The sequence below is a fragment of the Vibrio sp. NFR genome, from assembly GCF_027587095.1.
Lineage (GTDB): Bacteria > Pseudomonadota > Gammaproteobacteria > Enterobacterales > Vibrionaceae > Vibrio > Vibrio harveyi.
Genome location: NZ_JAPPTN010000002.1, coordinates 482,310 through 508,260, shown reverse-complemented (window position 1 = coordinate 508,260; position 25,951 = coordinate 482,310). Strand labels below are relative to the sequence as shown.

Below are 25,951 nucleotides of genomic sequence, written 5' to 3'. Positions count from 1 at the left end.
CTTTACGTCCAATTATTCACGATGTTCAGCGCTTGGTTACGCAGCGTTAAGCACCTTTTGTTGGTGTGCCATGTACTCTTCAAATGTACCTTGGAAACTCACCAACTGTTTGTCTTTTACATCAATGATTGAAGTCGCCAATGACGATACGAACTCACGGTCATGACTAACAAAGATCAAAGTGCCAGTGTAGTCTTTTAATGCACTGTTTAACGCTTCAATCGCTTCCATATCCATGTGGTTGGTTGGCTCATCCATTACCAAAACGTTGATGTCTTGCATCATTAGCTTACCAAACAGCAAGCGGTTCTTCTCACCACCCGAGCAGTTTTTCGCTTTTTTGTTGGCATCATCAGCGGTAAACAACAAGCGACCTAGAATACCACGCACCATTAGGTCATTGTGCTTCACGGTACGCCACTGAGAGATCCACTCAAAGATGGTCAGATCATTATCGAAGTCCGCACTGCTGTCCTGTGGGCAGTAACCAATCGAAGCGTTTTCAGACCACTTTACTACACCCTGAGTTTGCTCTAGTTCGTTCACTAGGCAACGCAGCAAGGTCGTTTTACCCACACCGTTTTCACCGATGATCGCAAGGCGAGTGCCTGCTTCGAGTAACAAGTTGCCTTTTTCAAACAACAGCTCATCACCAAACGAATGACCAAGGTTTTGCAGTTCCAATGCTAAACGATGCAGTTTTTTGCCCTCACCGAAATCAATCGATGGGCTAACACGGCTACTTGCTTTCACTTCATCGAGTTGGATTTTTTCCATCTTCTTCGCGCGAGAGCTGGCTTGTTTTGCTTTTGATGCATTCGCACCAAAACGGTTCACGAATTCTTGAAGTTCGTTGATTTCAGCGGTTTTCTTCGCGTTGGAAGCCAATAACTGCTCACGACGAAGACCAGATGCTTCAAGGAAGTATTCATAGTTACCTGGGTAAATGCGCAACTCACCGTAATCGATATCTGCCATGTGCGTACACACAGAGTTTAGGAAGTGACGGTCGTGCGAGATGATGATCATCGTACACTTACGTTGGTTCAGCTCTTCCGCCAACCAGTTGATGGTGTGAATATCCAAGTTGTTGGTTGGTTCGTCGAGCAGCAAAATATCTGGGTTAGCAAACAGAGCTTGCGCCAAAAGCACACGCAGTTTCCAGCCCGGAGCAACTTGTTGCATCAAACCAAAATGCAGCTCTTCTTCAATACCCGCTTGAAGCAAAATATCGCCAGCACGGCTTTCTGCTGTGTAGCCGTCCATTTCTGCGAATTCGCTTTCAAGCTCAGCGACTTTCATACCATCTTCTTCACTCATTTCTGGTAATGAATAGATGCGGTCACGTTCCTGCTTCACTTCCCAAAGCTTGCGGTCGCCCATGATCACAGCGTCAATTACGCTGTATTGCTCGAACGCAAACTGATCTTGGCTCAATACGCCCAGTTTCAGCCCCGGAGTAATAGAAACGTTGCCCGAGCTTGGCGCTAATGCTCCGCTCAGGATTTTCATAAATGTCGACTTACCACAGCCGTTTGCGCCAATCAGACCATAACGGTTGCCGTTGCCAAATTTAGCAGAGATATTTTCGAACAATGGCTCGGCACCAAATTGCATGGTGATATTGTTTGTACTAATGATAGCGGCGTCCTCGAAGGAAATTTCTTTTAAATAACAAGTTGTTAAATCACTTTCGAGATACGGTTAGAAAAGGGCATATTGAAAGTGGACGCCATTCTATCTGATTCGTTCAATGGGTGATATAGATCACGCTAATGTTGCGAAGGATTTTTATCAAAAACAAAGCGCAACTTTCGCCACGCTTTGCTTACTGACAATATCTTGGATTAAAAATCGAGATGGTAATTGTTGTTGGATTGGTTCAGCGAAATCACCCAGTTCTTCTCAGATTCACTAGCGCTCATTGGCACCCATTGTGCGTACAACTTGGTCCAATTACCATTCACCTCCAACTCAACCTGGCTGGTTCGCGTTGGGTAGACTGTTGTGATCCGTGACATAGGGTCCGCGATCACATCCCCATTCTCAGTGGTAAATGCCGCTTTAGTATAGAGGTGTAATGCACCATCAGCAGAGCCTTGGTAGTTCATGGACAGAGTAATCGTCTCACCAATATCAAAAGAAAAGTCGCGCTGCGCCACAATGTCTTGCGTATCATCAACCTCGTCAGCAACAGGTGTTGGTGCTGGCGTAGAAGAACCGCCACCGCCACCGCCTCCACAAGCAGCGACTAAGGTTGAAGCAAACATGATGGTCAGTAGTTTTGTCGAAGTATTCATGTGATGCTCCTTGTTATTCCGTTGCTGAGATAGCTTTGCCGCTGGCTGCCGTCTTGTACCAATCAGTATCCGTTTCGCCACTGCTGGTTACCCATGTTGGGAATCCTGTGTAGGCGTGACTGATGTCAGTATTCTCGGTTGGGTGATCCCATTCATCACGAATGTTGATTGCCCAAGGCATATTGTTACTGGTTAGGAAGTATTCTGAACCGCCCGTGTCATCGTCATGCAAGTTGTACAAAGCGTTATTCATCTCGCTTGTGCCAGAAAACGACTTAAGGTGGGTTTGCCACGTCATCCCCGGGAAGGTTGCGACAAAGTCACCGTGGTACGTGCCTTCTGCCGCAAAGATGAATGAGTCATAAGGCGGGTAGCCGACTTGGTCTCGTGCGACTGGCGTGGTCAGTTCAACCACCATTTGGTAGCTGAGAATATCGGTCGCTTGCTGATTCAAACAATTGCTCTGAGTACGATAATAAGTACAACCTGATGTCAAAACGCCGAGTGCATCCAGTTCCGCTCTTAAGTTCTCAGATACCACCAACACTGTTTCACTGCCAGATTGAAGCACCGTATGTTCCACCGCTTGACCATTTTTGGTCACCGTTACTGATGCTACGTTGGACGAATCCACATTAGGGAGATTTACGGCAAAACCATTGGAATAGCCTGCTCCCATGGCTTGCAGGGTGTAATCGACGGTAATGGTCTTTAATTCACGTTGACCATTCAAAAGTTCGGTTACACGATAGCGCCACACCACATCGTTGAAGTCATAGTCACCCATTAACGGCCAGCGATCTTCGAACGCCATCGTCGCGTAAGTATCAGAGCTTGGGTAAACTGATGTCACTGTGACTTCCGGATCATTTTCTTGAACCAAGACTTCGTATTTCGAGTCGGTCGTGCCATCGGTATTCACGCCATCTACCGCCGAGAAAGGTGAAATATCCACAGTAAAGATCAAATCGTTGAAGTCGTTATCACCACTTGGGCGGCGAATGTCTTCAAAACCAAGCACTAAAAATTCGTTCTCAGTATCCAAGAACGCGACATTGTGGCGACGGTAATTAGCGGTCGTTTCTGGATTCAAGCTGGATAGACTGTAGAAAGGCGTATTCCAGGGACCAAGATACGGAATGTTATTGTAAGTACTTGCACTCCAACCATTTGGAATAACAAAGAAAGCTAAGGTTTGTCCTGCGGTCAGTTGAACATCAAGTTCAATCGTGTCCCCTTCTTGCATATCCCCATCAGGCGCTTTGGATGCGTTCGGGAAGATAACCATATGAGTGACAATATCGTCTTTGCTTGCTGGCGGGTTGTCAGTGTCATAAACAAAATACCCGAGAGAATTACGATACCCAGCCCCTTCGTTTAAAAAAGTGACAGACGCTGTCGCGTAATCCGCACCGTTGAGTTCATCATCGATGTCGATATTAGAATAACGGTCCGGCGCGATAAATGCGGTATTGACGTAAGTACCTTCTGGCAGCATCGAATAGACATTCGTCAGGGTATCTTGAGGCAAAGTATCCGCAATAGAAATGGTCTCAAGTGGTTTACCCTTGATGGTGTAATTTGAATTGTCGCTGCCTGATTCGAACGATAAATCACTGGTAGTGAGTGCGTATCCGGACATCGATACGCAACAACTGGTTAGCGCAATAAGTTTCCCTGCTTTCATATTATTCCCCTCATCAACTGAATCGTTGGTCGTAGAGGGTTAACGCAAATATGATGCCGAAAACACCTTATTTAAAAACAACAAGTTATATTGACTGAAATACCATTATCAATTTGAGAATTAAGCTGATAAGCAAAGTGAAGCACATTGGGAAGAAACGGAAGGGGCAAATGCCCAAAACAAAAAAGCGTCCCGAAAGACGCTGTTAATATCAATTAGCATGAATCTATGAACGCGAAGCCATTGGGTGGCTTGGACTCATCTCTAGCAAGTCCCACAGGTTGCCATAGAGATCTTCAAATACAGCGACTGTGCCGTAGTCCTGCTCCGTTGGCGGGCGAACAAACTGAATGCCCTGCTCTACCATTCGGTTGTAGTCGCGCCAGAAGTCATCGGTGTTCAAGAATAGGAATACCCGTCCACCAGTTTGATTACCGATGAAGTCATGCTGCTCTGGCTTAGACGCTTTGGCTAGCAATAATGTCACACCATTAGAACCCGGTGGAGAAACCACAACCCAGCGCTTATCTTGTTCTGGTTGGTACGTATCTTCCATCAGCTCAAACTTCAGCTTATTCACATAAAAGTCTATCGCTTCATCGTAATCTTTTACGACCAAAGCAATATGGATAATGGATTGTTTCATCGCGTTATACCTTTAGTTTTCCGCTGATTACCGTCTTTGCAGAGCCAATCAGTTTAATGCGTCCGTTTTCAAGCAATTCGGTTTGTAAATGGCCACCACGGGCTGAGGCTTGATAAGCGCGGAACTGGTTTTGACCGAGTTTTTGCGACCAAAACTGAGTCAGTGCGCAATGGGCTGAGCCTGTGACAGGATCTTCATTCACGCCCACCCAGGGGGCGAAGTAACGCGAGATAAAGTCGAGATCCGGAGAATTCGATTGAGCAGTTACCACCACGCCACGCCCTTGAATGTTCTTTAATGCGTCAAAGTTAGGCTCGAGTTCCAACACGGTTTTTTCATTGTCGACTTCAATAAAGCCTTTGCTGTCAAATTGAGCATAAGAAACCACTTGCTCCGCTTTCAATCCAAGTCCTGCTAGCAATGCGATGTCTTGTTCAACATCCATTTCAAACTGAGTAGCAGGAAAATCGAGCTCAATCGTCGACTGGTTTACTTTTGCATGTAACTCACCTGAGAGGGTTTGAAAGGCAATGGTATCGCCAACCTTTGCTAATCCTTGTTCTTTTAAGATTTGCGCTGTAGCTAATGTGCCATGACCGCATAGCGCCACTTCGACTTTAGGTGTGAACCAACGCAGTCGCATGTCTTTCAAACAGAGAAAAGCGGTTTCTGATACCGCCATTTCTTCAGCGATAGAGAACATCAATGCTTCTGGTAAAGGTTCTTGTGAAAGGCAAACTCCGGCAGGGTTTCCTTTAAAAGGTTCGGTGGTGAAAGAGTCCACTTGGTAGATATCGAGATCCATGATGCGCTTCCTAACATTGCGATTTTGGCAAGGTGCCAAACAGCTTATCGGTTTCATGGTAAAGCGACAATGCATGCCCTGATTGTTCTTGCAAAACACAAATAAAAGGCACCTTTCACGGTGCCTTTTTACATTCTGATGCTTGTTCAGCTCAAACTAATAACGTTCAATTTACCTGAACGAAACTTTAAAATTACTAGATATAATTAACCATTCATATTGGATATCTTATTCCCGTGCTTTGACGGACATCAAAAACAAATCGTTTTTCCTGCCTCTTCAACACTTCTTTGGATGCTCACCCAAAGGAAATAAATAAGAAAAATCAAACTCATAGGTATTTGATATGAAACAGCCTTTAAAAGCGTTAGTGCTGGCTCTGGGGTTATCTCTCGGAGCCGCCAACAGTTACGCACTCTCTCTCGAACCGCTAGACAAAGATTTTACTTTGCAACTTCTTGGTTCTGGCGGACCAATCTCTGATGACCTTCGTGCCTCGTCTGGTGAACTGGTTTGGTGGAAAGGAAAGTCACGCGTGATGATCGATGCCGGTGGTGGTGTCTATCTGCGTTTTGGGCAGGCGGGCGGCAAACTGGAAGACTTAGATTTCCTAGGTTTAAGTCACTTTCACACCGACCACGTTGCCGACGTTCCAGCCCTGCTAAAAGGGGGGTACTTCTTTGATCGTGAAGATCCTCTCGATATCGCGGGTCCAGAAGCGGGCTCTGCATTTCCTAGCTTGACTGGTTACATGAAAGCGCTTTTCGACGGTGATGAAGGCGCGTACGCATATCTGAACGGCTTGTTTGATGGCAGCGATGGCTTGTTCCCTGTCACCATTACCGATGTGCCATACAAAACTTCCCAAGGCACCAAGGTGTACGAGCAAGATGGGTTAACCATTTACGCACTGGGTATCCCACACGGCGACGTTCCTTGTCTCGCTTTTCGAATCGAAAGTGCCGAAGGCGTGATGGTGATTTCCGCTGACCAAAACGGCAGTAACCCTGACTTCATCGACTTCGCTAAAGGTGCGGACATCTTATTGATGCCATTAGCTATTCATGAAGAAGCCGACGAAGTCTCATCGTTTATGCACGCTAAGCCATCGGTTGTCGGCAAGATCGCCGCAGAAGTGAATCCAAAACTCTTGGTGCTTAACCACTGGATGGGCTTAGGTCTAAAACTCAAACCAGCTTCCATCAAGATCGTTAAAGAGTACTACCACGGTCAAGTTATTGCTGGTCACGATTTATCTAGCTACCCAATGAGCGCAGCGAAGGAGATGTCTCATGAACAATAAACTTGCTCTATCTATCGCGATGACGTCTGTCATTACTTTGAACTCAGGCATGGCGTTTGCCGATGCACCCACAGAAGCTCCCGTAGAGGCTCAATCCAGCTCTCAACATGGCGGTAAGTGTGCGGCTGGTAAATGTGGTACAGAGAAACGCTTTGAGAAACAAGAACTAAAGAACGATCCACAAGGTCGCTTGGTACGCGCTCGTGACGGCAAATGTGGCGTGACTGGCGAAGGTATTAACCCTTCAGAAGAAACCATCAAACTCACCAAAAGCAAAGTAACAGGTGGCGTATGCGGACAATAACCGATACATCAAAAGGGATTGGGCTGCGCAGCGAACACGTTGATTTGCTGTGTCAGTTGCCCGAGCACCCAGATATCGATTTCCTCGAATTAGCACCGGAAAACTGGATGAATATTGGCGGCTTGAAACGTGAACAGCTGCAAGACATTGCGAAATATTATCCGCTTGTCGCTCATGGCTTGAGCTTATCGATTGGTGATTGCCAACCGTTAAACGAGTCTTTTGTACGAGACGTCGCACGCTTTCTCGATGAATTTAATATCGACATCTATAGCGAACATCTGAGTTTCTCTAGAGACAATCAGGGCTATTTGTATGAACTGCTTCCGATCCCTCGACATAAAGAGAACATTCCGTATTTGGTCGAACGCATTCAACGCGTGCAAGACATTATTCAGCGTCCATTGGCGTTAGAGAATATCTCTTACTACCACGATTACGGACATGAAATGCCAGAGGGTGAGTTTATCGCTGAAGTGAGTGACCGCAGTGGATGTGAGCTGCTTATCGACATCAACAATGTGTTCGTCAACAGCCGAAATCATCATTTCTGCCCTTACGACATGCTGAGTACTTTACCAAGCGACGCGATTCGTTATTACCACATTGCGGGTCACTTGAAAGAGCGTGATGACTTCTTGCTCGATACCCATGGAAAGCCAGTGCCTGATGAAGTGATTGATCTGGCTCGTTACACCTACTCGGTGCATGGCAGCAAACCTTTACTGCTTGAGCGCGACCACAATGTGCCGTCGTTGCTTGTTCTGGCTGAAGAGCTTCGCAGCATTCATGGCGAGATCTTGGATTTCAGTCAAACACTCGAAGTTTTATGTAAGGAGGTGCTCAATGCTTAATCCTCCGAGCAAAATGCGCGCGCAAACCGAGTCCCTAACGGCTCTAATTCGCACGCCTATGAATCAGCATGCGCTGTGTCGATATAGCGAATTTATCCGCGACAACATCTTGGGTGTCGTTGCGAATACGTTCCCTCTATTTTCTTCGCAGTTCGCTGATGAACAACTTGAACGCATGGTGGATGACTTTGTGGTGATGCATGGCGCGTCCGAGCCTGAGTTTCATCATATTGCCACCGAGTTTGTTCAATTTTTGCAGCAGAAAGCGCATCAAGATTCCAGCTCCATCTCTGCCGATCAGAAGGCGTTATTGGAATATGAATGGGTGGCGTTCAATGTAGAAATTGACACCTTAGTCGCGGCATTCAATTCACCCTCGAATCCGATATTCGAAGAGAATCAAGTGCTGCAACTCAACCCAACATTAAGGCTGTTAGAAGTGCCTTTCTTGCTGCATCAAGACTCCGTGACTTTCCTAACTGACAGGCGTCACCCTGTATTTTATGGCGTGTTTCGGAACTCACAGCATCATGTGATATCGCAAAAGCTCAGAGAAGTAGATGTCGCATTGATTCAGCTATTACAACAGCAACCAAACCTGACTCTGGCGCAACTACAACAAATGATTGCTCAGCAACTCGCCAGATTCAGTTTCATGGAGTGGGCTCAACACTTCAATGAACTAGGACTCGTCAGCGTCCGCCCTTCAGGAGAAAAATTATGATTAAGTCAGCCCTCAATTGGTTCGACGGTCTCGTCGAGAAATGCAAAAGATACGATTACTTAGCGTTGCTTGCGATTCGTCTCTACCTCATTCCGGTCATTTTCGTTGGCGCTCGCTCTAAGGTGCTGGGCTTCTCTGGCACCGTCGCGTGGTTTGGCGCGTCCACCGCAGATGGAGGTTTGAACTTACCATTTCCCGAGTTGTTAGCGTTTCTTGCCGCAGGTACGGAAGTGCTTGGCTGTATTTGTATCGCTTTGGGTTTGTTTACACGAGTGATGTCGATTCCGATGATTTTCTTGATGAGTGTTGCGAGCGCGATGGTGCACTGGAAACACGGTTGGGATGCCATCGCCACCAGCGGCATGGAAGCAACAGTGCGTTTGAACGGCTTTATAGAATGGTTAGCAACCAACTTCCCAGGTCGATACAACTACATCACCGAATTGGGCGACCCAGTAATGCTCAACAACGGTATGGAGTTCGCAGCCACCTACTTTGTGATGTTGCTGGTGCTGTTCTTCTACGGCGGTGGTCGCTACGTAAGCTTGGATTACTGGTTGAGAAAACCTTTCTCCCGCACACCAGCAAAAGCGTAACTCAAGCGCCCAAGTTTTAACGCTTAGTTAAACAGACTAATAATAACCTTATCTAACCCGCTACTCTGGTAGCGGGAAGGAGTCCTTATGTTTGCAGATGTCGTTGATCTGTCGCGGTTTCAGTTCGCTAGTACCGCACTCTATCACTTTATATTCGTCCCACTGACCATAGGTTTGTCTTTCTTGCTGGCTGTTATGGAGTCTTTGTACGTCATGACGGGGAAAACCATCTACAAGGACATGACCAAGTTCTGGGGTAAGTTATTCGGGATTAACTTTGCCGTGGGCGTGGCGACCGGTCTTACCATGGAGTTTCAATTTGGTACCAACTGGGCGTATTACTCTCACTATGTGGGCGATATTTTCGGGGCACCGCTTGCCATCGAAGCCTTGATTGCCTTCTTCCTCGAATCCACCTTAGTCGGCATGTTCTTCTTCGGTTGGGATCGATTGTCAAAACGCCAACACTTGTCGGTCACTTGGCTGACAGCGCTAGGTTCTAACTTCTCTGGCTTGTGGATTTTGATGGCGAATGGCTGGATGCAAAATCCAGTCGGCGCAGAGTTCAATTACCAGACCATGAGAATGGAAATGATCAACTTTGCTGATGTGGTGTTTAACCCCGTCACGCAAGTCAAGTTCGTTCATACCGTGGCTGCCGGTTACACCACAGGTGCTTTGTTTGTGATGGGCATCAGTGCTTACTACTTACTCAAAGGCCGAGATATCTCTTTCGCTCGCCGTTCGTTTGCGGTGGCGTCCGCATTTGGCATGGCGGCGATTGTGTCGACATTGATGCTGGGTGATGAATCAGGTTACGAGCTTGGTGACGTGCAACAGGTAAAACTCGCGGCAATTGAGTCCGAATGGCACACCGAAGAAGCACCCGCCTCGTTCACGCTATTTGGCTTACCAAACCAAGAAACCATGGAAACCGACTACGCCATTAAGATTCCATATCTAATGGGGATCATCGCGACTCGCTCGCTGGATGAGCCAGTGATGGGCTTACGCGATCTGATGGCGCAGAACGAAGATCGTATCCGCGATGGTATCCAAGCTTACGGCATGCTAGAGGAACTTCGCGCAGGTAACGATAGCCCAGAAAACATCGCTCAATTCGGCGAGATGAAGAAAAACCTCGGCTACGGTCTGCTATTGAAGAAATACACCGAGAACGTCACCGACGCGACTGAAAGCCAAATCAAGCAAGCGGCGCAAGACACGATTCCTCAAGTGGCACCACTATTCTGGAGCTTCCGAATCATGGTGGCGTGTGGGGTATTAATGTTCTCCATTATCGGTTTGTCTTTCGTCCAAGTCTGCCGCAGAAAATTGGGTTCGAGCCCTTGGTTATTGAGAGCGGCACTATGGGCGATTCCATTGCCTTTTATAGCTTGTGAAGCAGGTTGGTTCGTTGCCGAATACGGACGTCAACCATGGGCAATTGGTGAGGTACTTCCGGTCAATATGGCGGTATCTAACCTCGCACCAAGTGACATTTGGATTTCGCTCGGCTTTGTTTATGTACTCTACACAGCGTTCTTGATTGTAGAAATGTTCTTGATGGTGAAGTTTGCCAAACGTGGACCAAGCGTGCTTAAAACGGGTCGCTATCACCACGAAGAAAACAACAAAAAAGACAAACAATCCGACACATTCAAACTGATTGATCAGCACTAAGGAGGCACTATGTTTGATTACGAAAACCTACGCCTATTTACTTGGGCGATCGTTGGTGTGCTGTTGATTGGTTTTACCATCACCGACGGATTCGATATGGGGGTAGCCGCGCTGCTCCCTGTTATGGGGAAAAAGAACCTAGAGCGCCGCGTAATGCTTAACGCTATCGCGCCGCACTGGGACGGCAACCAAGTTTGGCTGATTACCGCTGGCGGTGCCATCTTCGCGATATGGCCCTTGGTATACGCCGCAGCGTTCTCCGGATTCTATATTGCCATGCTGTTGGTGCTCGCATCCCTTTGGTTGCGTCCTATTGGTATGGATTACCGAGCTAAAATCGATAATCCGCAATGGCGCAATGTGTGTGATATCGCCTTGTTCATCAGCGGTGTTATTCCACCAATTATCTTTGGGGTTGGCTTCGGTAACTTGTTGGTTGGCGTACCGTTCGAGTTAAACAACTTGCTGATGCTCGATTATCAAGGTGGGTTCTTTGACTTGCTCACTCCATTCCCAATTCTGTGTGGCTTAGTGAGCTTGACCATGGTGGTGACACAAGGGGCTGCTTTCCTTCAAATGAAGACAAAACATGATCTACGTGCACGAGCACAAAACATTACGTTGTGGGGTGCGGGTGCAACCATGATGTTGTTTATGTTCGGTGGTTTGTTTGCGGCATCGCAATCCGGTTACATCATCATCGGCGCGATGCTAAAAGATGGCATTTCAAACCCACTCAACAAACAAGTGGTGAGTATTGCAGGTGACTTATTGCATAACTTCAGCGAAATGCCACAACTTTGGCTGATTCCGTTCACTGCGGTAACCAGCTTACTCGTGTGCTTTTGGGCAACAGTCTCTCGCCGTGCTGGAGTGGCGTTCACTATGTCGAGTATTGCGATCGCTTGCATCATCTTAACCGCAGGCGTCACCTTGTTCCCGATGATCATGCCATCAAGCATCAACCCATCACACAGCTTAACGTTATGGGATGCGACATCGAGTGAGAAAACGCTCGGCATCATTTCTATCGTTGCCATCATCGTTGTTCCTGTGATTTTGGGCTACACCGCATGGTGTTATTACAAAATGTTCGGACGTTTGGATAACAACTACATCCGCAGCAACAGCTCATCGCTCTATTAAGGAGGCAAGTATGTGGTACATGTGTTGGGTACTTGGCGTATTACTCGCCTGCGCCTTTGGCGTCATCAATGGTTTATGGCTAGAGAACACAGGACGCTTTGAAGAGGAAGAGTTCTAACCTCTCACTTCAGAACGGAACATTCCCAATAACAAACGCCCTTAATCACGAGGGCGTTTGTTCATCTCAATGAGCTTACTATGCCGACAATCGATAGCGGCGCACTGCGTATTTATCTTGCTCTGAATAGAATGTATTGAGGAACTCGCCACCCGCTTTTTCGATCACGCGTTTTGATGCGGTATTGTTCACATCACAAGTAACGATAGCGCTGTCTTCTATAACCTCGGCTTTCACCCAATTCAACATGAATGTGGCGATGCCTTTGCCTTGAGCATCTGGCGCAGTTTCGTAACCAATGTGCCCAATCACATTTTCAAGGTAGTCGTTATTACCATCACGAACCCGAATCGAACCAAGTATCACTCCTTCCTCTATACAGAAATATGTCGAAGACGGCGTCCAACCTTCCGGCAAACCTTCGCCTTTCGCGTATCCAATTCGTTTTTTCAGCAGCGCTTCACTGTCGCTTTGGGCGATGATGTACATTTCCATTCCCGCCAGAGCACACTTTTCAACATACTGCTCAAACGCTTCAAAATGGCTGAGATTGGCTTTAACTATTTCCATATAGCACCATCTTTCAGGCTTAAATATCACAAAAAATAAAGCTCAAAAGAAGGACATTACTTTTGAGCTTTCATTATGTTCTTAAGCTATGTATTTAGATTTCACCAGATTTAATTTTCTGTTGAGCATCGCTAATTGTCTGCTCTCCAAATAAGATCTTAATCATCGACTCGATACGCTTGGTATCTGTACCAAATTTGTCCAAATTACCATTGTTTGGTGCTTTAAATTCAACTTGACCAACTTTCTGGTCATTTTTATAAGCGTTAATCTTTGCATCCGCAATAAAGGTTCTAAAGTCCCAACTCCAGCGAGACACATAGGTTAGCGTCAGTTCATCTGCCTTGGGTGCAGTGCCATCACTGACCACTGTACATTTACGCGCAGTGTCTAAGCACCATTCTTGCAAAGAATCTAAGAACACTGCTCTTGTCGCATTATCTTTTACGATGGTGATTTCTTTGCTTTGATTCGACTGCGCAATCGGCTCAGCCGTATATTTAGGTGCGGAACAACCTGCTAATACAACAGGAAGAGCTAGAACTAGAGCTTTTTTAAACATATTTTTTCTCTGCTTATAAATAACAACCAATGACGCCAAATGAATAATCAGCATCGAATGTTGGATACTGACAGTTTTCATTCAATGCCTCAATAATCTTTCTCACAAAATCAACAGGATAAATACATTCTAGTTCGATGATTATTACGAAACTAATGGCTCGATGTTTTCTGCAAATAAGCACTCAAGAGGATAAGGCAAAGCAAGTGTCGGCATATCTGATTTCGAGAACCAAGCTAGCTCGCTAGTCTCCTCATCTAAGTCTTCTGCAAACTGTCCTGTTTGTTGACACTTAAACATGATCACTGTGTATTCAACTTGGTCTCCGTTTGGATAAGCAAAACCAAATCCCTCTCCACCGAAAACACCGAGCACACGTTCAACTTCAACCGCGAGTCCGGTTTCTTCTCTTACTTCTCGAATCACAGCTTGCGAAGGTGACTCACCTGGTTCAATCATGCCTGCTGGTAAGCTCCAACTGCCATCAGATTTCTTTTGCAACAGAAGTTGGTTGCTTTCATTAAGGATCACAGCGGCAACGCCCGGAATCATTAATACTTGATTACCTACTTTGCTGCGTAGCTCTTTTAGGTAGTGACTGGCACTCATTTATCTTCCTTGAGCTTAGTGTTTAGTTTCTCACCAGACATTCATTTTGAAATACAACAAGAAACAGCTGATAAAGATCAAGCCACACCATGAAAAAAAGCTTATCGCCTTCTGTTCAGTCGTTGCTTCCTCAGGATCTGGGTGCAAAATGCCATAAAGGCAGGCAATGGGGATCAACTCGTAAGTTTTGCCAATGTATTGATGCCCCATTTCGAGAAATGGTGGAATGTACAAATACACCACAGCGTAAGTAATAAAATAAAGTATGCCGAGGATCCGGTTCAAGCCAATGACTTGCCCTTCTCGATAAAACCAAATTAACGCCGCTACCCCTGCAAGTATTGCGATGAGTAAAAACATCCGTTCTTCTACCCTTCTTTTTAATTTTCTCCTACCCTATTTAAACCACTTAATTAATCAATCAGTTATGCAACTAAACACGATACAGCTCAAATAGAAAAAGGCACCAATTGGTGCCTTTGTGACGCTCTGACGCGTTTATTAGTACGTCACTTTCAGTGCTTCGCGCGCTTTTAAGTTCTGCGCTGCATGCTTAGGCGCGTCTGCCAAGATATTTCGGCTACCTTGTTCTGATTTTCGATTCAGTGTCACTGAAGTGATTTGCCAGTTATCGCCCGCCCGTTGCAAACCAAACTCGTATTCACCCGAAACCGCCCAGAAACCTTCTTCACCGAGCCAATGACTAGCGATGAAATCCACTGTCACACTCGCCTTATCGCCATCAATAGAGACGCGTAGATTGCTCAAGTCATGGAATGTCGCATCAAACCCAGGCAGGAATCCCGCCCACTGCTGCATTAAATCTTGGCGTTTGACTTGTTGGGCTTCACCGCCAAACAGCGAAGTGTAATCCACCGTTAATTCTGGAGCGAACAGTCGACCTAAGTACTCAAATGCGTCTTGGTCTGCCAAAGCCGAGAAGCTGTTAATGTTGCTACGAATTTTCGCTTCGTCCAAAGACATGGTTTGAGCATTCACATTCATGGCAATCACTCCGATAAACAGCAACCACAGTTGTTTAAGCTTCATCACGTGACTCCTTATAGGTTCGCTTCGAAGTGCTCTACAACTTCATCGACAGCCAGTTTTACCGCTTCTGGTTGGTCATAGAAATCGAATTGATTGATGTTGTATAGCCATACTGCGTTAACGTTGCTGCCAGCATTCTCGATGTAACGATGCACACCAGCAGGCAGAGCCATGGCTTCAGATGCCACCATTAGCACTGGTTTATCTTGTGTTGCTGCGCTTGCTTGAGCGTCGTAGTTCAACCAACCAGCCCATGATGCAACGTTGTATTGGTTGTCATATTCAGGAATCAAACCGCGGTCGTTCTCCGTGTAGTAAGGCGCTTGGAACATCAACGCGTTCTCATTGGTTGTGCTTGCCGCTTCGATGTAAACCGGAGTCGATGAATGTGCTGCCTCTTCCGCTGCTGCAAGTAGGTTTTTCGCGCTTTGTTCGCCGCCATAAATTTCAGTCGCCATCGCTTTATCGTGCAGCCAAGGAGCAACCACTGCCGCTACTTTTACTTTGTCATTACCGGCAACCGCATCTAACATGTAGCCCGCCGATGCACAGATACCCAAACCACCGATGCGTGATGCATCAACGCCATCGAGTTGACTCACCGCTTCAATCACTGCGCGAATGTCTGCAGTTTTACGTACAGGATCTTCTAAGTACATCACTTGGTCTTTGCTTTCACCCCAACCACGGAAATCAAACGTCAGTGCCGCATAACCTCGCTCTGCCAATGCTTGAGCATAAACCGCTGGCATCTGCTCTTTCACCGTTGTCCACGCACCAGTCACGACAACAACTGGGGCATTCTTCGCACCTTTTGGTAAGTAAAGGTTTGCAGCTAGTTGACCAACTTGAGTATTGAGTTCGATGTGTTTCATGGTGGTGTCCTCTAAAGCTAGGTTAGTGTTGTTGTCATTTGCAGAAACTGAGTGAGCAAAGGTGGTGAAAGGCAAACTACTTAAAAGTAGTAAAAGCGATTTCTTAAACATGGCATCCTCTCTGTCTTATGTTTTGCCCGAGCTGTCCGGCTAACTTGGGTATAGATTAGCGCTGCACCGCGAGAGAAGATTGAACATTCCTGCCCAAGTTTTTGTACTTTATTGCCCCCTCAATGAGTTGACGAAATGTGCAAAACTCGGCTAATTTCAGCTAGCAAGTGGAAGAGAGCAAAGGAAAGAAAATGAAGTCCGAGCTTAAGTTTTATGACTCTGAATCTAATGCGCTATCAAGCTGTGGCGACGTGCTGGATATTGAGTTTTCAAACCATGGATTAGATTGGTCGGGCGTATTGGTAGAAAAAGGCACGTCCCCTTATTTCTATCCGAAGAATGTCTACACCCCCTACTTCTACTTTGCATTGGCACTAGAAAAAGATTTGAATTGGAGTGTTGAAAAAGATGGCACGTTCGCTGATCTAAAAACCAGCCCAGGCAATATTTGGATTAATCCGCCTAAAACCCCGTTTACCCATGATGTGGCAGAGCCTTGTTACTTCGTGATTTTAGCGATTGAAGAACAAGAGTTTTTCTCACACTGCCCGCTTAACTTAGAGGGAATTGAGCTGCAATTTTTGAACAACTACAACGTGTTGGATGAAACCATCAAAGGCATCATTGAGCTGTTTATGTTGGAAGCGAAAGCCAAAGGACGAAATGGCAAAACCTACCTCAACAACTTGGTTTCACTCCTGGCAACCCACTATATCCAAAACTACTCCAACTACTTTGACCTTAAGAACAACCAGCTTGCAGCCTCTAAGTTCGACCAACACCAAGTCGATAAGATTGACCAATACATCGAAGAAAACATCGGCAACAACATCGCGGTTGATGACCTTGCAGACTTGCTTGGGTGTAGTAAGTTTTACTTTCTGAGGGAATTCAAAAAGCTCATCGGCGTAACGCCTTATCAGTACCTGATGAATAAGCGTTTGGAGCAAGCACGAGTGGCGCTCTCTTCTGGCTCAGTCAATATCGCTTTAACGGCGCACGAGCTTGGCTTTAATGACCAGTCCCACTTTACTCGAGCATTCAAAAACCATTTCGGCATGACACCGGGACAATTCGTCAAACAACAAGAAAGCTAATCTTAAGACTGGTTAGCTTTCTTCCACTGTAAGGGGGTGATGCCATTCGCGCGTTTAAAGGCACGCACAAACTGAGTGGCATCAGCGTATCCCAAGTGCACAGCAATATCTCCAACCGCACTGTTTCTTTGAATCAAAACGCGTTTGGCAAAGGTAAAGTTGAGCGCCTCTTTTACCTCTCGAAAACTGGTGCCTTCTTGCTTCAAACTGCGCTGTACCGTGCGCTTTGAAATGCCTATTAACTCGCTAAACACGTCCAAAGACATATCAACTCGCCCAACATACGCAGACAAAGCTTGCTCAACATAGTAAGCAAAAGGCTTGTCCTCAGCGCATACATTTATCCTTTCAATCCCTTCTAAAGCGGGATACTCCAACGCTAAATGTTCTTGACCAAGAAACTGCGGAATGTCGTTTCTGATTTGGAGCTCAGTTAAGGGCTGGCCTTGCGGGTGGGGCAGATAATAAGCACTCGGCTCTTGCAGATTTGGGTACCTAGCTTTCATATACGCATGAAGATAAACCGTTAGAAACAACTCGGTCTCTATTTGATCAAAGGCACTAGCATGAGCTTCTACACGAGTGACATGAGCTGACGTTTCAACATTCAAGGCTCTTAACCCTAAGCTCGTTATGACGTTTTCCGGCGTGGCTTGGTTGAACTTCAAATTAATACTCGCGTGCTTCGCGATAAGTTGTAATGAAGAGACAAATACCGTTGCACCTAAGTGCTGTCTCAACCCAGATAGCAACCGAGAAAAAGCATGGAAAGGAATGAACTCAGCCGTTGAAGTGTCTAGCGCAAATGGCATGTCGGCTTGCTCTTGCTGTTGCGCCAGTGCTGTAGGCTCCAGAGCTAACTGACCAAGAAAATCATACACGATTGCTTTTCTAATCAATGGAATGGAATGAATCACACCTTCTCCTAAGTTCAACTCGTCTCTTTTCATTACATGACTTCTGACGTTACTTGACTGGCTTTTCAAAAGATAGGAAATGTGGCGCAAAATGCACATTTTCATATTCCTAACTGGCTAAGATAACCACATCACTTGAGTGAAGCTAAGGCAAAAAATTTGAGCCATAGATCGTATTTCACATCAAGTTTCCGTTATCGCTTAGAGATTGGCAGCAAGAATGTGAGTTTTGACTAATATTCAATTAGTTGAATTAAACCGTTCACGACAAAAGCCATCTCTAAACGCTAGATGCATCCATCAAAATAAACGGACTTACACTCACTATTGAGAGGTTACTATGATCAAGAAAATGTCATTGGCAGCAATCACTATCGCCGTATCAATGGGCTCCGCTTACGCCAGCGTAGAAAGCAAAACGTGGCCAGCCTCAGACAAAGCAAAAGCCTTTGTTCAAGACACCATTGTGATTGGCATGCTAGCAAGCCCTTATGGTGCTGGTTGGACAGACGATCAACAACTTCTCGATTACTTCCAGTTAGCACGCGATAACGGCATTACTGGTCATGAATATACGATTACTGCGGCTGACCATAACTTTGATGACTTCATTTTCCACCACCACAAACACCGTGCAGCCATGGCAAAAGAACCAGACAATTTTATTGTTGCCCACTCCAACCAAGACATTGAGAAAGCGCACGTAGAAGGCAAAACCGCCGTTCTTTGGAATAGCCAAACTGCCACCATTTTAGAAGAAGACGTGACTCGTATGGCTCTGCTTAAAGACATGGGGTTGAAAAGCATGATCTTGGCGTACAACGATATTTTTCGTACCGGTTCAGGTCAATTAGCCGCCTATAATGGCAGCGATATTGGCTTAACGCCCTGGGGCCAATCAGTGATTGATGAGATGGTGAAATACCGCGTAATTCTCGACTTGAGCCATACCGGTTCCAAGACCGCCAATGATGCGATGGATTACATGGAAAAGAATCATGCAGGAACGCCATTTATCTACTCTCACTCAGTCCCTGCGGGTTTATATAAGAGTGAACCTGATGCAACACCAAAAGGCTGTTATCGTGCAATCCCTGATGATGAAGCAATTCGTGCTGCGAAGTCAGGCGGCTATGTATCTCCAACCTTTACTGAGTGGATGATGGATGGTGTATGGCCTGAGGACATTTCGCCAAAGCAAGCGGCAGATATGATTGATTACTATGTGAAATTGGTTGGCGTTGACCATGTTGGTATCGCAACCGATGACATGTTCTCAACAAAGGGCGTGGTCGATTTTGCGATGAAAAATGCCAAGATGTATGACGATGGCGACTACATGATTGACGCCTTCAACAAGGGCGCAACAGGCAACGGCGAACTATCCAAGATCTTAGCCGCAATTACTGATGACTTATGGGCACGAGGCTACAGCAACGAAGACTTGGCGAAGATTTACGGCGGCAACAAGATGCGAGTATACGCCCAAGTTTCTGAAGGCGTTGACCCAAAAGCCTTCCAAGAACAATATTCAAAACGCTTAGAAATGCTAACAAAAATGCGCCACGAGCATATGGCTAAATAAACTCAGACCAAACCGCAAAAAGGCACCAACCGGTGCCTTTTGTTTTACTTAGTGAGTGTACTTACAGCTCGTGCTCAGTGCGTGCGATGATGTCGTCTTGCGCATCTGGTGATAGCGCGGTGAAGAAGGCTGAGTAGCCTGCAACTCGCACAACAAGATCACGATATTGTTCAGGGTTCTTCTTCGCAGCTAGCAAGGTCTCACGAGAGACGATGTTGTATTGCACATGCCAACCCTTGTGGTGGTTGAAGAAGGTACGAATCAACATAGAAAGCTTGAGCTTATCCCCTTCAGACTCAACCGCCGCAGGGCTTAACTTCTGGTTAAGCAGCACGCCACCAAGGATCTTATTCGCTTGGATCTTACCGACCGAGTTGTACACAGCTGTTGGACCTAAACGGTCTGAGCCAGACGACGGGCTTGCACCTTCTGCCAATGGTGTTTTCGCTTTACGACCGTCCGGCGTTGCCATGGTTGAAGCACCGAATGGGACGTTTGCCGAGATACTTGATGTACCTGCGTAGTAACCGCCGCCAATTGGACCACGCCCATGACGCGTATTAACGAACTGCTCTAGCTCATCAATGTACACTTGGTAAGCGTCTGCCAGTAGTTGGTCTACTGCGTCATCATCATTACCGTATTTTGGTGCAAAGTTGATAAGACGTTGGCGAAGCTGCTCGTTCTCCATGCCGTCGAAATCTTCTGCTAGTGCTTTTGCCAGCTCTGGCTGAGTGATTTGTGCGTCATCGAAAACAAGGTGTTTGATTGCTGCTAGGCTGTTACCCAAGTTTGCGATACCGACTTGCAAGCCAGATACCCAGTCGTATTTCGCGCCGCCTTCTTTCACAGTTTTACCACGAGCTAAACAGTCATCCACCAGCGTTGAACAGAAGATGTCTTGTGCTTGCTGTTCAAGTACGCTGTCGACTACCGTATCAATCTCAATCGATTTACGGGTGTAGTAGCGGATTTGCTCTGCCCAAGACGTCGTCACTTGCTCAAAGCTCTCAAAGTTGCCTTTTGCTAATGACTTATCGTGTGGCAAGAAAGCTTTACCCGTTGTTGCATCCACACCTTCGTTCAATGAAGCGAGCAGGATACGAGCAAAGTTAATGAAGCTCATGCCCGTACAACGGTAACCCCATTTGCCCGGAACCGCCGTCTCGATACAGCCGATAGATGCGTAGTTGTAAGCGTCTTCTTTCTCTACGCCAAGCTTGATGAATTCAGGAATGACAATCTCATCGTTGTTGAAAGCAGGCATGCCGAAGCCACATTTAATCACTTCAACACAGCCCATCAGGAATTCTTGGTTTAAACCTTCATGGTAACGCACACTCAAGTTAGGTTGCGTCGAACGTAACTGACCACAAGATTCCAGAATCGCCCAAGAAAGGGGATTCACAGCGTCTTCAGGCTCACCCTTTTCATTCAACTTCTGACCGCCGATACACACGTTTTGATACAGCGGAGAACCTGCCGATGCTTTCGAATGTGCACCGGAGCGAATCTTGTTTACTTCAAGCAGCTTCAACCAGCAGCTTTGTAAAAGCTCTAGTGCGAAGTCTTTTTCAAGCGTGCCGTTTTCGATATCACGAACATAAAACTCGTTGAGGAATTGGTCCATACGACCGAAAGAAACCGAGTGACCATTCGATTCGATTTGTAGCATCAATTGAACGAAGTAGCTCAATTGCAGTGCTTGCCAGAAGTTTTCTGGTGCGTGGCTCGCGACATGACGACAGTTTGCCGCAATGCTTTCTAACTCAGCTTTGCGTAGCGGGCGCGTCTCTTCTAACGCCATTTTTGCCGCCAATTCAGAGTAGCTCACTATGTGGTCTTGAATCGCAAGCAGCACGATTTCGACCGACTTGTAGAACTGCTCTTTCTTCAAGCCTTCAAAGGTCGAAACATCATTGTTAACACGGTGCTGACGAACATCCTCTAACAAACCGTTCATGCCTAGCTTAAGGATTTTCTCGTTATCCACCGCAAGGTGCGCGTCACCCGAAGTCATGTTGCCTTCAGCTTTAATGATGGTGCTGGCTAAGATTTCTTGCTGCTCATCAGTGAACAAGCCGTAACAACGGTCTTGAACGGTTTTACCACGCCAATACGGTGTGATGCTGTGAATGCTTTGCTTATCTTCTTCGGTAACGGCAAAGCCTGCACCTGGGCGGTCGGCTAGATCATCAATTTCCGCTTCAATCCAACGTACAGTGTATTCCGGGAAAATAGGCGCAGCACGCACTTTGCTCGCTTGGTTACCGACGATCAACTCATCGTGTTTAATCCAAATAGTACGAGTGCGTAAATGCTCTTGCAGTGCTAGCGCACGTTGGACAATCACAGGTTTGTCTTCGTTTGCTTGATAAGCACGAGTGTATGCCTCTGCACGCTCGGTACAGACAGGTGGCGTTACGATATTTACCAGTGCCAATTTGTGCGCTTTGATACGCTCAGGAAGGTAATTCAGGTCCATAGTTAACCTCTTACAATCACGTTAAGTTGGGTGTTTTCGCTTGCGTATTGCATGGCGCTTTCTAGCAGTTCTGGTTTGTTTAATGGCTTGTCAGAACACTCGTAAGGCATATCGAGCAAACGGTATTTATTGATGCCGAGCGTGTGGTACGGCAGCAAGTGAAGTTCTTGGCAGCTTTCTAGTGAAGCCGCAAAATCGATGATGTCTTTCAACTCTTCAATGGTGTCATTGAACCCCGGCACCACTGGAACGCGAATCACAATGCGTTTCGCGATAGGTGCCAGTTTTCGGAAATTGTCTTTGATGCGTTTTAGTGAACCTTTCGCCCAGCTAAGAAACTTTTCTTCGTCGGTGTGTTTTAAATCCGCCAACCAGCAATCAATATGCGGCGCAGCTTTTTCGACGTTCTTCCACGGCACATGCATGCACGATTCAATAGCGGTAGAGACTTGGTTGTCATGCAGACGTTGTGCGAGTTCTGCCACCAAATCGGCTTGCATGAGTGGCTCACCACCGGAGAATGTCACGCCACCTTGGCTTTGGTCGTAGAACGGTTTGTCTTTCATTAAGGTGTCGAACAACATGTCTGATTTCGCCTCTTCACCGCAGACAGTCAGTGCTTGCGTAGGACAGACGTCTCGCAGCGCGATCAGTTGGTCCTCTTTGATGGCTTTGCGATTGATGATGATCTGGTTGTCGATGCGTTGAATACCATCGCTCACCGTTTCACTACCCGCAGTAGATTGAGTTGTAGCTTGATAAGCAGAAACGCACAGCTGGCAATCTTCCATGCAGCTGCGCTGATCAAACAGCAGTGAATGCTTTTCGCTGCGACTTTCTGGGTTTTGACACCAAGGGCAAGACAAGCTGCATCCTTTAAGAAAAAGAATGGAACGAATGCCATCGCCATCATGGGTAGAGAATCGTTGGATATTGAAATACATCTCTGCTTGCCTCTTGGTCTGTGCTACCGCTGTGTACCTAATTCGTTTCTTTTGCTCGTTGAGTCTTATGAACAGCTTTTCTGTTTTCTAACTGAAAGCTTCATTTGAGCGTTTACAAGTTTTACTTAACTTTCATTTAATGAAATTATTATAATTTCAAATGAAATTTCAATTGATCAAAATCAAGATCTCGTTCGATTGTCAGATCTATAGTGATCCCATCATCAAAACGAAGATTTTGTTTAAGGTAGAAACCATGATTGAACTTTATTTAGATACTGCTGATGTGGCAGAAGTAAAACGCTTTAACCAGTGCCTACCGCTAAAAGGCGTGACGACAAACCCAAGCATTTTGGCGAAGTCAAAACAGGGTCTGAATGAAACCCTAGCAGGCATGCAAGAAGCACTTGGTGGTACACCTCGCTTTCACGCTCAAGTCGTGAGTTCAACCGTCGAAGGTATGTTGGCAGAAGCGCGCCAACTGAATGAATTGCCTTACGATATGGTGGTAAAAGTGCCAGCAACAGAAATTGGCTTAGCAGCAATTAAGCTAATGAAAAAAGAGGGAATTCAGGTTCTTGCTACCGCTATCTATTCAGCTCAACAAGGGTTCCTTGCAGCACTGTGCGGTGCAGACTACCTAGCACCTTACGTAAATCGCATTGATGCAATGAACGGCAACGGTGTTGAAGTGGTCGCGGATCTTCAATTGTTGCTCGATCAAAACCAACTACCAGCGAAGATTTTGGCAGCCAGCTTCAAGAACACTCAACAAGCGATGGAGGTGATGAAACTGGGTATCGAAGCCATTACATTACCTACCGATGTGGCGGCACAAATGTTCGCTCACCCAGCAGTAAAACCGGCGGTTGAACAGTTCGATAAAGACTGGAAAGAGACGTTCGGCGACAAACTTTCATTTGAAAGCTAATTAAAAGTAGCAGCTAGACGTCTTAGTTAGGGTCTATTAATAAGGGAATCTTAACTCACCCTGTGCGCCGGTGAGTTTAAGATTCCCTTTTGTATTTCATATAAAGAGGTGAGGTTTACAGCAGTTCTCTATTGGTCAGTGACCAAAGGTACACGCGCTTGAGTAAACTGATTTTGAGCCTCTTACGAATACCTCGTTTGGAATGGCTAAGTCGGTCTGGTAGCGCAATGGCTTTCACCTCGGTTTTTATTTCTTTTCTATCCAACAACACAGTAGACCTCCGATGCTATAAGCCAGCAGATCTTTCCAATCAAATGTGGCGCCCAAAATCACAGCCAGAGGCGATGAAGATTCGATACCAAGCCAAGCTGCGACCTGAAGCAATTGCCCCAACTCGACGGCAAACGCAATCAACACCACCAATGAAACCAGCCAGTTAACGGGCATAGAGAACATACTTGCAAGAAAGTAGTAGAGCCAAACCACAACGAGAACATCACCAAATGTCGGACGAATAAAGTTGTCTCGAACATAGAGCGCAATAACGACTAATGCGATAAAACACAGCAAGCTTTTCAGTCCATTTTTTGCAGATAATCGCAGGTGGATAGCGGATGTCTCTTCCACCATATCGCTTGGCTGACCAGTGAGAATTGCTCGTTTAAACATCTTCATGATTCGCCTTTGCGCTTTCTTCTGCTTTCTTATTTCGTGCGTACCAGTCGATGTTGCGTGTGATAACCATAGTGAAGCTCAAAATCGCGAAACACAGTAATGTCCCCATAACCAATGCGTAGCTCTCTGCTTGCAGCAAGCCAAACAGTAATCCGTAGAGAGTAAGTAAACACGCTCCGAATATCGCGCCGTGTTTGGTGTTGCTCAACATACCGCTCACGTACACACTTAAAAGCCCCGTCGATGCGACTGCTGACACCACATACGCCCAGTTAAAGCCGAGGTGTTCACTCATCGAAATCAGCAACAGATAGAAAAGTGCTAAAGCCAGACCAATAAAGCCGTATTGCACTGGGTGCACCGGACGCGCTTGGAACAACTCCAGTAAGAAGAAACTCGCAAATACTAATGTGATAACCAACAGTGAATAGTTAACGGCTCGGTGAGACTTCAAATAGTGATCAACGGGGTCAATCAAATCTACGCCCATTTGTCGCTGTTCAAGCTCGTGACAAGCGTGATTCGATGACAAACAGCTTTGGAACAGCTGCGCGATATTGGTTGAGAAGTTGTTGCTCGCCCATTGCGCGTTAAATCCATCTTCAGATACCTCTGACGACACTGGTAAGTAATCACCGATAAAGCTTGGATGCGCCCATGTTGAAGAGAGCTCCACTGTTGTTTGACTGCCAATTGGTGTGACTTGAAGCTGTCCCATCCCTTGTAGCAAGAAGTTAAGATCGAATGCCAAAGGTTGTGCTGGGTTTAGGTCTGCAAGTGTCAGATCACTGTGGAAGCCTTGTGGTAACTGATTTAACCCCGTCCCCGGTGCGACTTCGATATCAGCACTCGCCATGGTCATGTCATCCAAACGAATCAATCCACGGCTGTCTTCAATGCCAACCACTAGGCTCATGTTTTCAATATCAAGCCCCTGCAACGCCGCGAGATCGTCTTCATCAAAAGTGCCTTTCAGTGCCACTTGTGCTTTGTATAAACGCGCACGGTAAATGCCTCGGTACTTTTCAAAACTGTCCAGATTCGCGCTCATATCAAAAGTGCTAGGTAGGAGGAATTTACGACGCTCTTTAATCTGTACTTTGTCATCTCGGTAACTGGTTTCGGTGTAGTTAACCATGATGAATGGACCAATGATACGCTGTTCGCCGCTACTGCTGCGTGCGATGTCGTTTCTAACTTCATCTTGGCGATATGAGCGCTCTGAGATTAGCCCTGTGACCATTGAAAGCGGGATTTGCAGTAAGACAAACAAAAACAGCACGAAAGCGAACTTCGTGCCGAGTTGGTTATTGAGGATCTTTTTCATATTTCATTCTCCATTTGCTGATGGAAGTAATCTAAATCAGCAATTTG

Annotated in this window: 27 protein-coding genes; 11 read left to right on the top strand and 16 right to left on the bottom strand. The window is 46.2% G+C overall.

Annotated features, from left to right (window positions below):
* Positions 1-36: 36 nt before the first annotated feature.
* The 5 genes from OH463_RS05895 to OH463_RS05875 all read right to left on the bottom strand — a co-directional run bounded on the left by OH463_RS05895 (position 37) and on the right by OH463_RS05875 (position 5,438).
* On the bottom strand, positions 37-1,641 hold the full coding sequence (locus tag OH463_RS05895; RefSeq protein ID WP_269990920.1) for an ABC-F family ATPase: 1,605 nt from the start codon (positions 1,639-1,641) through the stop codon (positions 37-39).
* Positions 1,642-1,847: 206 nt separating this feature from the next.
* Complete coding sequence (locus OH463_RS05890; RefSeq protein ID WP_053049565.1) at positions 1,848-2,300, bottom strand: hypothetical protein; 453 nt, start codon at positions 2,298-2,300, stop codon at positions 1,848-1,850.
* A 13-nt stretch (positions 2,301-2,313) separates the two neighbouring features.
* Positions 2,314-3,987, bottom strand: coding sequence for an LruC domain-containing protein (locus tag OH463_RS05885; RefSeq protein WP_038899300.1), 1,674 nt, complete (start codon positions 3,985-3,987; stop codon positions 2,314-2,316).
* A gap of 226 nt (positions 3,988-4,213) precedes the next feature.
* The gene (locus OH463_RS05880; protein WP_005453087.1) at positions 4,214-4,633 is read right to left on the bottom strand and encodes a VOC family protein; all 420 of its coding nucleotides are present in this window, start codon (positions 4,631-4,633) and stop codon (positions 4,214-4,216) included.
* A 4-nt stretch (positions 4,634-4,637) separates the two neighbouring features.
* A complete protein-coding gene (locus tag OH463_RS05875) occupies positions 4,638-5,438 on the bottom strand; it encodes a PhzF family phenazine biosynthesis protein (protein ID WP_029788291.1) in 801 nt (266 codons plus the stop codon).
* Between the two features lie 346 nt (positions 5,439-5,784).
* Between OH463_RS05875 and OH463_RS05870 the strand changes: the two genes are divergently transcribed.
* The 8 genes from OH463_RS05870 to cydX all read left to right on the top strand — a co-directional run bounded on the left by OH463_RS05870 (position 5,785) and on the right by cydX (position 12,166).
* Complete coding sequence (locus OH463_RS05870) at positions 5,785-6,741, top strand: MBL fold metallo-hydrolase (RefSeq protein WP_009702263.1); 957 nt, start codon at positions 5,785-5,787, stop codon at positions 6,739-6,741.
* Positions 6,731-7,045 carry a hypothetical protein gene (locus OH463_RS05865; RefSeq protein ID WP_005453102.1) on the top strand — a complete coding sequence of 105 codons (315 nt, stop codon included), beginning with the start codon at positions 6,731-6,733 and terminating at the stop codon, positions 7,043-7,045. The genes OH463_RS05870 and OH463_RS05865 overlap by 11 nt, the downstream gene beginning before the upstream one ends.
* On the top strand, positions 7,033-7,899 hold the full coding sequence (locus OH463_RS05860) for a DUF692 domain-containing protein (RefSeq protein ID WP_010453176.1): 867 nt from the start codon (positions 7,033-7,035) through the stop codon (positions 7,897-7,899). The genes OH463_RS05865 and OH463_RS05860 overlap by 13 nt, the downstream gene beginning before the upstream one ends.
* The gene (locus tag OH463_RS05855) at positions 7,892-8,623 is read left to right on the top strand and encodes an HvfC/BufC family peptide modification chaperone (RefSeq protein WP_269990824.1); all 732 of its coding nucleotides are present in this window, start codon (positions 7,892-7,894) and stop codon (positions 8,621-8,623) included. Before OH463_RS05860 ends, OH463_RS05855 begins: the two co-directional genes overlap by 8 nt.
* Positions 8,620-9,219, top strand: coding sequence for an HvfX family Cu-binding RiPP maturation protein (locus OH463_RS05850; RefSeq protein WP_045374304.1), 600 nt, complete (start codon positions 8,620-8,622; stop codon positions 9,217-9,219). Before OH463_RS05855 ends, OH463_RS05850 begins: the two co-directional genes overlap by 4 nt.
* A gap of 87 nt (positions 9,220-9,306) precedes the next feature.
* A complete protein-coding gene (locus tag OH463_RS05845) occupies positions 9,307-10,902 on the top strand; it encodes a cytochrome ubiquinol oxidase subunit I (RefSeq protein WP_269990822.1) in 1,596 nt (531 codons plus the stop codon).
* A gap of 9 nt (positions 10,903-10,911) precedes the next feature.
* Positions 10,912-12,048 carry a cytochrome d ubiquinol oxidase subunit II gene (gene cydB / locus OH463_RS05840; protein ID WP_009701255.1) on the top strand — a complete coding sequence of 379 codons (1,137 nt, stop codon included), beginning with the start codon at positions 10,912-10,914 and terminating at the stop codon, positions 12,046-12,048.
* A gap of 10 nt (positions 12,049-12,058) precedes the next feature.
* Entirely contained in the window at positions 12,059-12,166 is a 108-nt protein-coding gene (gene cydX, locus OH463_RS05835) for a cytochrome bd-I oxidase subunit CydX (RefSeq protein WP_010453186.1), read from the top strand.
* A gap of 78 nt (positions 12,167-12,244) precedes the next feature.
* Here cydX and OH463_RS05830 read toward each other — a convergent pair whose 3' ends face one another.
* From OH463_RS05830 to OH463_RS05805, 6 genes are all read right to left on the bottom strand, one after another.
* A complete protein-coding gene (locus OH463_RS05830) occupies positions 12,245-12,736 on the bottom strand; it encodes a GNAT family N-acetyltransferase (protein ID WP_269990818.1) in 492 nt (163 codons plus the stop codon).
* A gap of 94 nt (positions 12,737-12,830) precedes the next feature.
* On the bottom strand, positions 12,831-13,298 hold the full coding sequence (locus tag OH463_RS05825) for an Sbal_3080 family lipoprotein (RefSeq protein ID WP_009697960.1): 468 nt from the start codon (positions 13,296-13,298) through the stop codon (positions 12,831-12,833).
* A gap of 144 nt (positions 13,299-13,442) precedes the next feature.
* Positions 13,443-13,907, bottom strand: coding sequence for an NUDIX domain-containing protein (locus OH463_RS05820; RefSeq protein ID WP_252045409.1), 465 nt, complete (start codon positions 13,905-13,907; stop codon positions 13,443-13,445).
* 30 nt (positions 13,908-13,937) lie between these two features.
* On the bottom strand, positions 13,938-14,267 hold the full coding sequence (locus tag OH463_RS05815) for a hypothetical protein (RefSeq protein ID WP_005453130.1): 330 nt from the start codon (positions 14,265-14,267) through the stop codon (positions 13,938-13,940).
* Positions 14,268-14,408: 141 nt separating this feature from the next.
* The gene (locus OH463_RS05810) at positions 14,409-14,957 is read right to left on the bottom strand and encodes a nuclear transport factor 2 family protein (RefSeq protein ID WP_269990815.1); all 549 of its coding nucleotides are present in this window, start codon (positions 14,955-14,957) and stop codon (positions 14,409-14,411) included.
* A gap of 11 nt (positions 14,958-14,968) precedes the next feature.
* Positions 14,969-15,943, bottom strand: a complete 975-nt coding sequence (locus OH463_RS05805) for an alpha/beta hydrolase (protein ID WP_269990813.1) — start codon at positions 15,941-15,943, stop codon at positions 14,969-14,971.
* A 191-nt stretch (positions 15,944-16,134) separates the two neighbouring features.
* Between OH463_RS05805 and OH463_RS05800 the strand changes: the two genes are divergently transcribed.
* The gene (locus tag OH463_RS05800) at positions 16,135-17,040 is read left to right on the top strand and encodes a helix-turn-helix transcriptional regulator (RefSeq protein WP_152163883.1); all 906 of its coding nucleotides are present in this window, start codon (positions 16,135-16,137) and stop codon (positions 17,038-17,040) included.
* A gap of 2 nt (positions 17,041-17,042) precedes the next feature.
* On the opposite strand, the gene OH463_RS05795 is transcribed toward OH463_RS05800, so the two are convergent.
* Positions 17,043-17,990, bottom strand: a complete 948-nt coding sequence (locus OH463_RS05795) for a helix-turn-helix transcriptional regulator (RefSeq protein ID WP_269990810.1) — start codon at positions 17,988-17,990, stop codon at positions 17,043-17,045.
* Positions 17,991-18,297: 307 nt separating this feature from the next.
* Here OH463_RS05795 and OH463_RS05790 point away from each other — a divergent pair, with 307 nt between their 5' ends.
* Entirely contained in the window at positions 18,298-19,542 is a 1,245-nt protein-coding gene (locus OH463_RS05790; protein WP_269990809.1) for a dipeptidase, read from the top strand.
* A gap of 61 nt (positions 19,543-19,603) precedes the next feature.
* Here OH463_RS05790 and OH463_RS05785 read toward each other — a convergent pair whose 3' ends face one another.
* Both OH463_RS05785 and OH463_RS05780 read right to left on the bottom strand, forming a co-directional pair.
* A complete protein-coding gene (locus OH463_RS05785; protein ID WP_269990807.1) occupies positions 19,604-22,027 on the bottom strand; it encodes a formate C-acetyltransferase/glycerol dehydratase family glycyl radical enzyme in 2,424 nt (807 codons plus the stop codon).
* A gap of 2 nt (positions 22,028-22,029) precedes the next feature.
* Complete coding sequence (locus tag OH463_RS05780) at positions 22,030-22,971, bottom strand: glycyl-radical enzyme activating protein (protein WP_050919234.1); 942 nt, start codon at positions 22,969-22,971, stop codon at positions 22,030-22,032.
* Positions 22,972-23,227: 256 nt separating this feature from the next.
* Between OH463_RS05780 and OH463_RS05775 the strand changes: the two genes are divergently transcribed.
* Complete coding sequence (locus OH463_RS05775; RefSeq protein ID WP_269990805.1) at positions 23,228-23,902, top strand: fructose-6-phosphate aldolase; 675 nt, start codon at positions 23,228-23,230, stop codon at positions 23,900-23,902.
* A 246-nt stretch (positions 23,903-24,148) separates the two neighbouring features.
* Here the strand turns inward: OH463_RS05775 and OH463_RS05770 are convergent, their stop codons facing one another.
* Both OH463_RS05770 and creD read right to left on the bottom strand, forming a co-directional pair.
* Positions 24,149-24,577 (bottom strand): ribosomal maturation YjgA family protein, encoded by a 429-nt coding sequence (locus OH463_RS05770; RefSeq protein ID WP_269990803.1) that lies wholly within the window; start codon positions 24,575-24,577, stop codon positions 24,149-24,151.
* Positions 24,564-25,904 (bottom strand): cell envelope integrity protein CreD, encoded by a 1,341-nt coding sequence (creD, locus tag OH463_RS05765; RefSeq protein WP_269990801.1) that lies wholly within the window; start codon positions 25,902-25,904, stop codon positions 24,564-24,566. The genes OH463_RS05770 and creD overlap by 14 nt, the downstream gene beginning before the upstream one ends.
* Positions 25,905-25,951 lie beyond the last annotated feature (47 nt).

What these genes read in the sequence shown, in the direction of transcription:
- OH463_RS05810 (WP_269990815.1), bottom strand. Translation starts at nt 14,957, where the DNA reads ATGAAGCTTAAACAACTGTGGTTGCTGTTTATCGGAGTGATTGCCATG.
- cydX (WP_010453186.1), top strand. Translation starts at nt 12,059, where the DNA reads ATGTGGTACATGTGTTGGGTACTTGGCGTATTACTCGCCTGCGCCTTT.
- OH463_RS05815 (WP_005453130.1), bottom strand. Translation starts at nt 14,267, where the DNA reads ATGTTTTTACTCATCGCAATACTTGCAGGGGTAGCGGCGTTAATTTGG.
- OH463_RS05875 (WP_029788291.1), bottom strand. Translation starts at nt 5,438, where the DNA reads ATGGATCTCGATATCTACCAAGTGGACTCTTTCACCACCGAACCTTTT.
- OH463_RS05885 (WP_038899300.1), bottom strand. Translation starts at nt 3,987, where the DNA reads ATGAAAGCAGGGAAACTTATTGCGCTAACCAGTTGTTGCGTATCGATG.
- creD (WP_269990801.1), bottom strand. Translation starts at nt 25,904, where the DNA reads ATGAAAAAGATCCTCAATAACCAACTCGGCACGAAGTTCGCTTTCGTG.
- OH463_RS05845 (WP_269990822.1), top strand. Translation starts at nt 9,307, where the DNA reads ATGTTTGCAGATGTCGTTGATCTGTCGCGGTTTCAGTTCGCTAGTACC.
- OH463_RS05865 (WP_005453102.1), top strand. Translation starts at nt 6,731, where the DNA reads ATGAACAATAAACTTGCTCTATCTATCGCGATGACGTCTGTCATTACT.
- OH463_RS05780 (WP_050919234.1), bottom strand. Translation starts at nt 22,971, where the DNA reads ATGTATTTCAATATCCAACGATTCTCTACCCATGATGGCGATGGCATT.
- OH463_RS05870 (WP_009702263.1), top strand. Translation starts at nt 5,785, where the DNA reads ATGAAACAGCCTTTAAAAGCGTTAGTGCTGGCTCTGGGGTTATCTCTC.
- OH463_RS05830 (WP_269990818.1), bottom strand. Translation starts at nt 12,736, where the DNA reads ATGGAAATAGTTAAAGCCAATCTCAGCCATTTTGAAGCGTTTGAGCAG.
- OH463_RS05800 (WP_152163883.1), top strand. Translation starts at nt 16,135, where the DNA reads ATGAAGTCCGAGCTTAAGTTTTATGACTCTGAATCTAATGCGCTATCA.
- OH463_RS05855 (WP_269990824.1), top strand. Translation starts at nt 7,892, where the DNA reads ATGCTTAATCCTCCGAGCAAAATGCGCGCGCAAACCGAGTCCCTAACG.
- OH463_RS05850 (WP_045374304.1), top strand. Translation starts at nt 8,620, where the DNA reads ATGATTAAGTCAGCCCTCAATTGGTTCGACGGTCTCGTCGAGAAATGC.
- cydB (WP_009701255.1), top strand. Translation starts at nt 10,912, where the DNA reads ATGTTTGATTACGAAAACCTACGCCTATTTACTTGGGCGATCGTTGGT.
- OH463_RS05790 (WP_269990809.1), top strand. Translation starts at nt 18,298, where the DNA reads ATGATCAAGAAAATGTCATTGGCAGCAATCACTATCGCCGTATCAATG.
- OH463_RS05860 (WP_010453176.1), top strand. Translation starts at nt 7,033, where the DNA reads ATGCGGACAATAACCGATACATCAAAAGGGATTGGGCTGCGCAGCGAA.
- OH463_RS05805 (WP_269990813.1), bottom strand. Translation starts at nt 15,943, where the DNA reads ATGTTTAAGAAATCGCTTTTACTACTTTTAAGTAGTTTGCCTTTCACC.
- OH463_RS05775 (WP_269990805.1), top strand. Translation starts at nt 23,228, where the DNA reads ATGATTGAACTTTATTTAGATACTGCTGATGTGGCAGAAGTAAAACGC.
- OH463_RS05880 (WP_005453087.1), bottom strand. Translation starts at nt 4,633, where the DNA reads ATGAAACAATCCATTATCCATATTGCTTTGGTCGTAAAAGATTACGAT.
- OH463_RS05825 (WP_009697960.1), bottom strand. Translation starts at nt 13,298, where the DNA reads ATGTTTAAAAAAGCTCTAGTTCTAGCTCTTCCTGTTGTATTAGCAGGT.
- OH463_RS05820 (WP_252045409.1), bottom strand. Translation starts at nt 13,907, where the DNA reads ATGAGTGCCAGTCACTACCTAAAAGAGCTACGCAGCAAAGTAGGTAAT.
- OH463_RS05770 (WP_269990803.1), bottom strand. Translation starts at nt 24,577, where the DNA reads ATGAAGATGTTTAAACGAGCAATTCTCACTGGTCAGCCAAGCGATATG.
- OH463_RS05785 (WP_269990807.1), bottom strand. Translation starts at nt 22,027, where the DNA reads ATGGACCTGAATTACCTTCCTGAGCGTATCAAAGCGCACAAATTGGCA.
- OH463_RS05795 (WP_269990810.1), bottom strand. Translation starts at nt 17,990, where the DNA reads ATGAAAAGAGACGAGTTGAACTTAGGAGAAGGTGTGATTCATTCCATT.
- OH463_RS05890 (WP_053049565.1), bottom strand. Translation starts at nt 2,300, where the DNA reads ATGAATACTTCGACAAAACTACTGACCATCATGTTTGCTTCAACCTTA.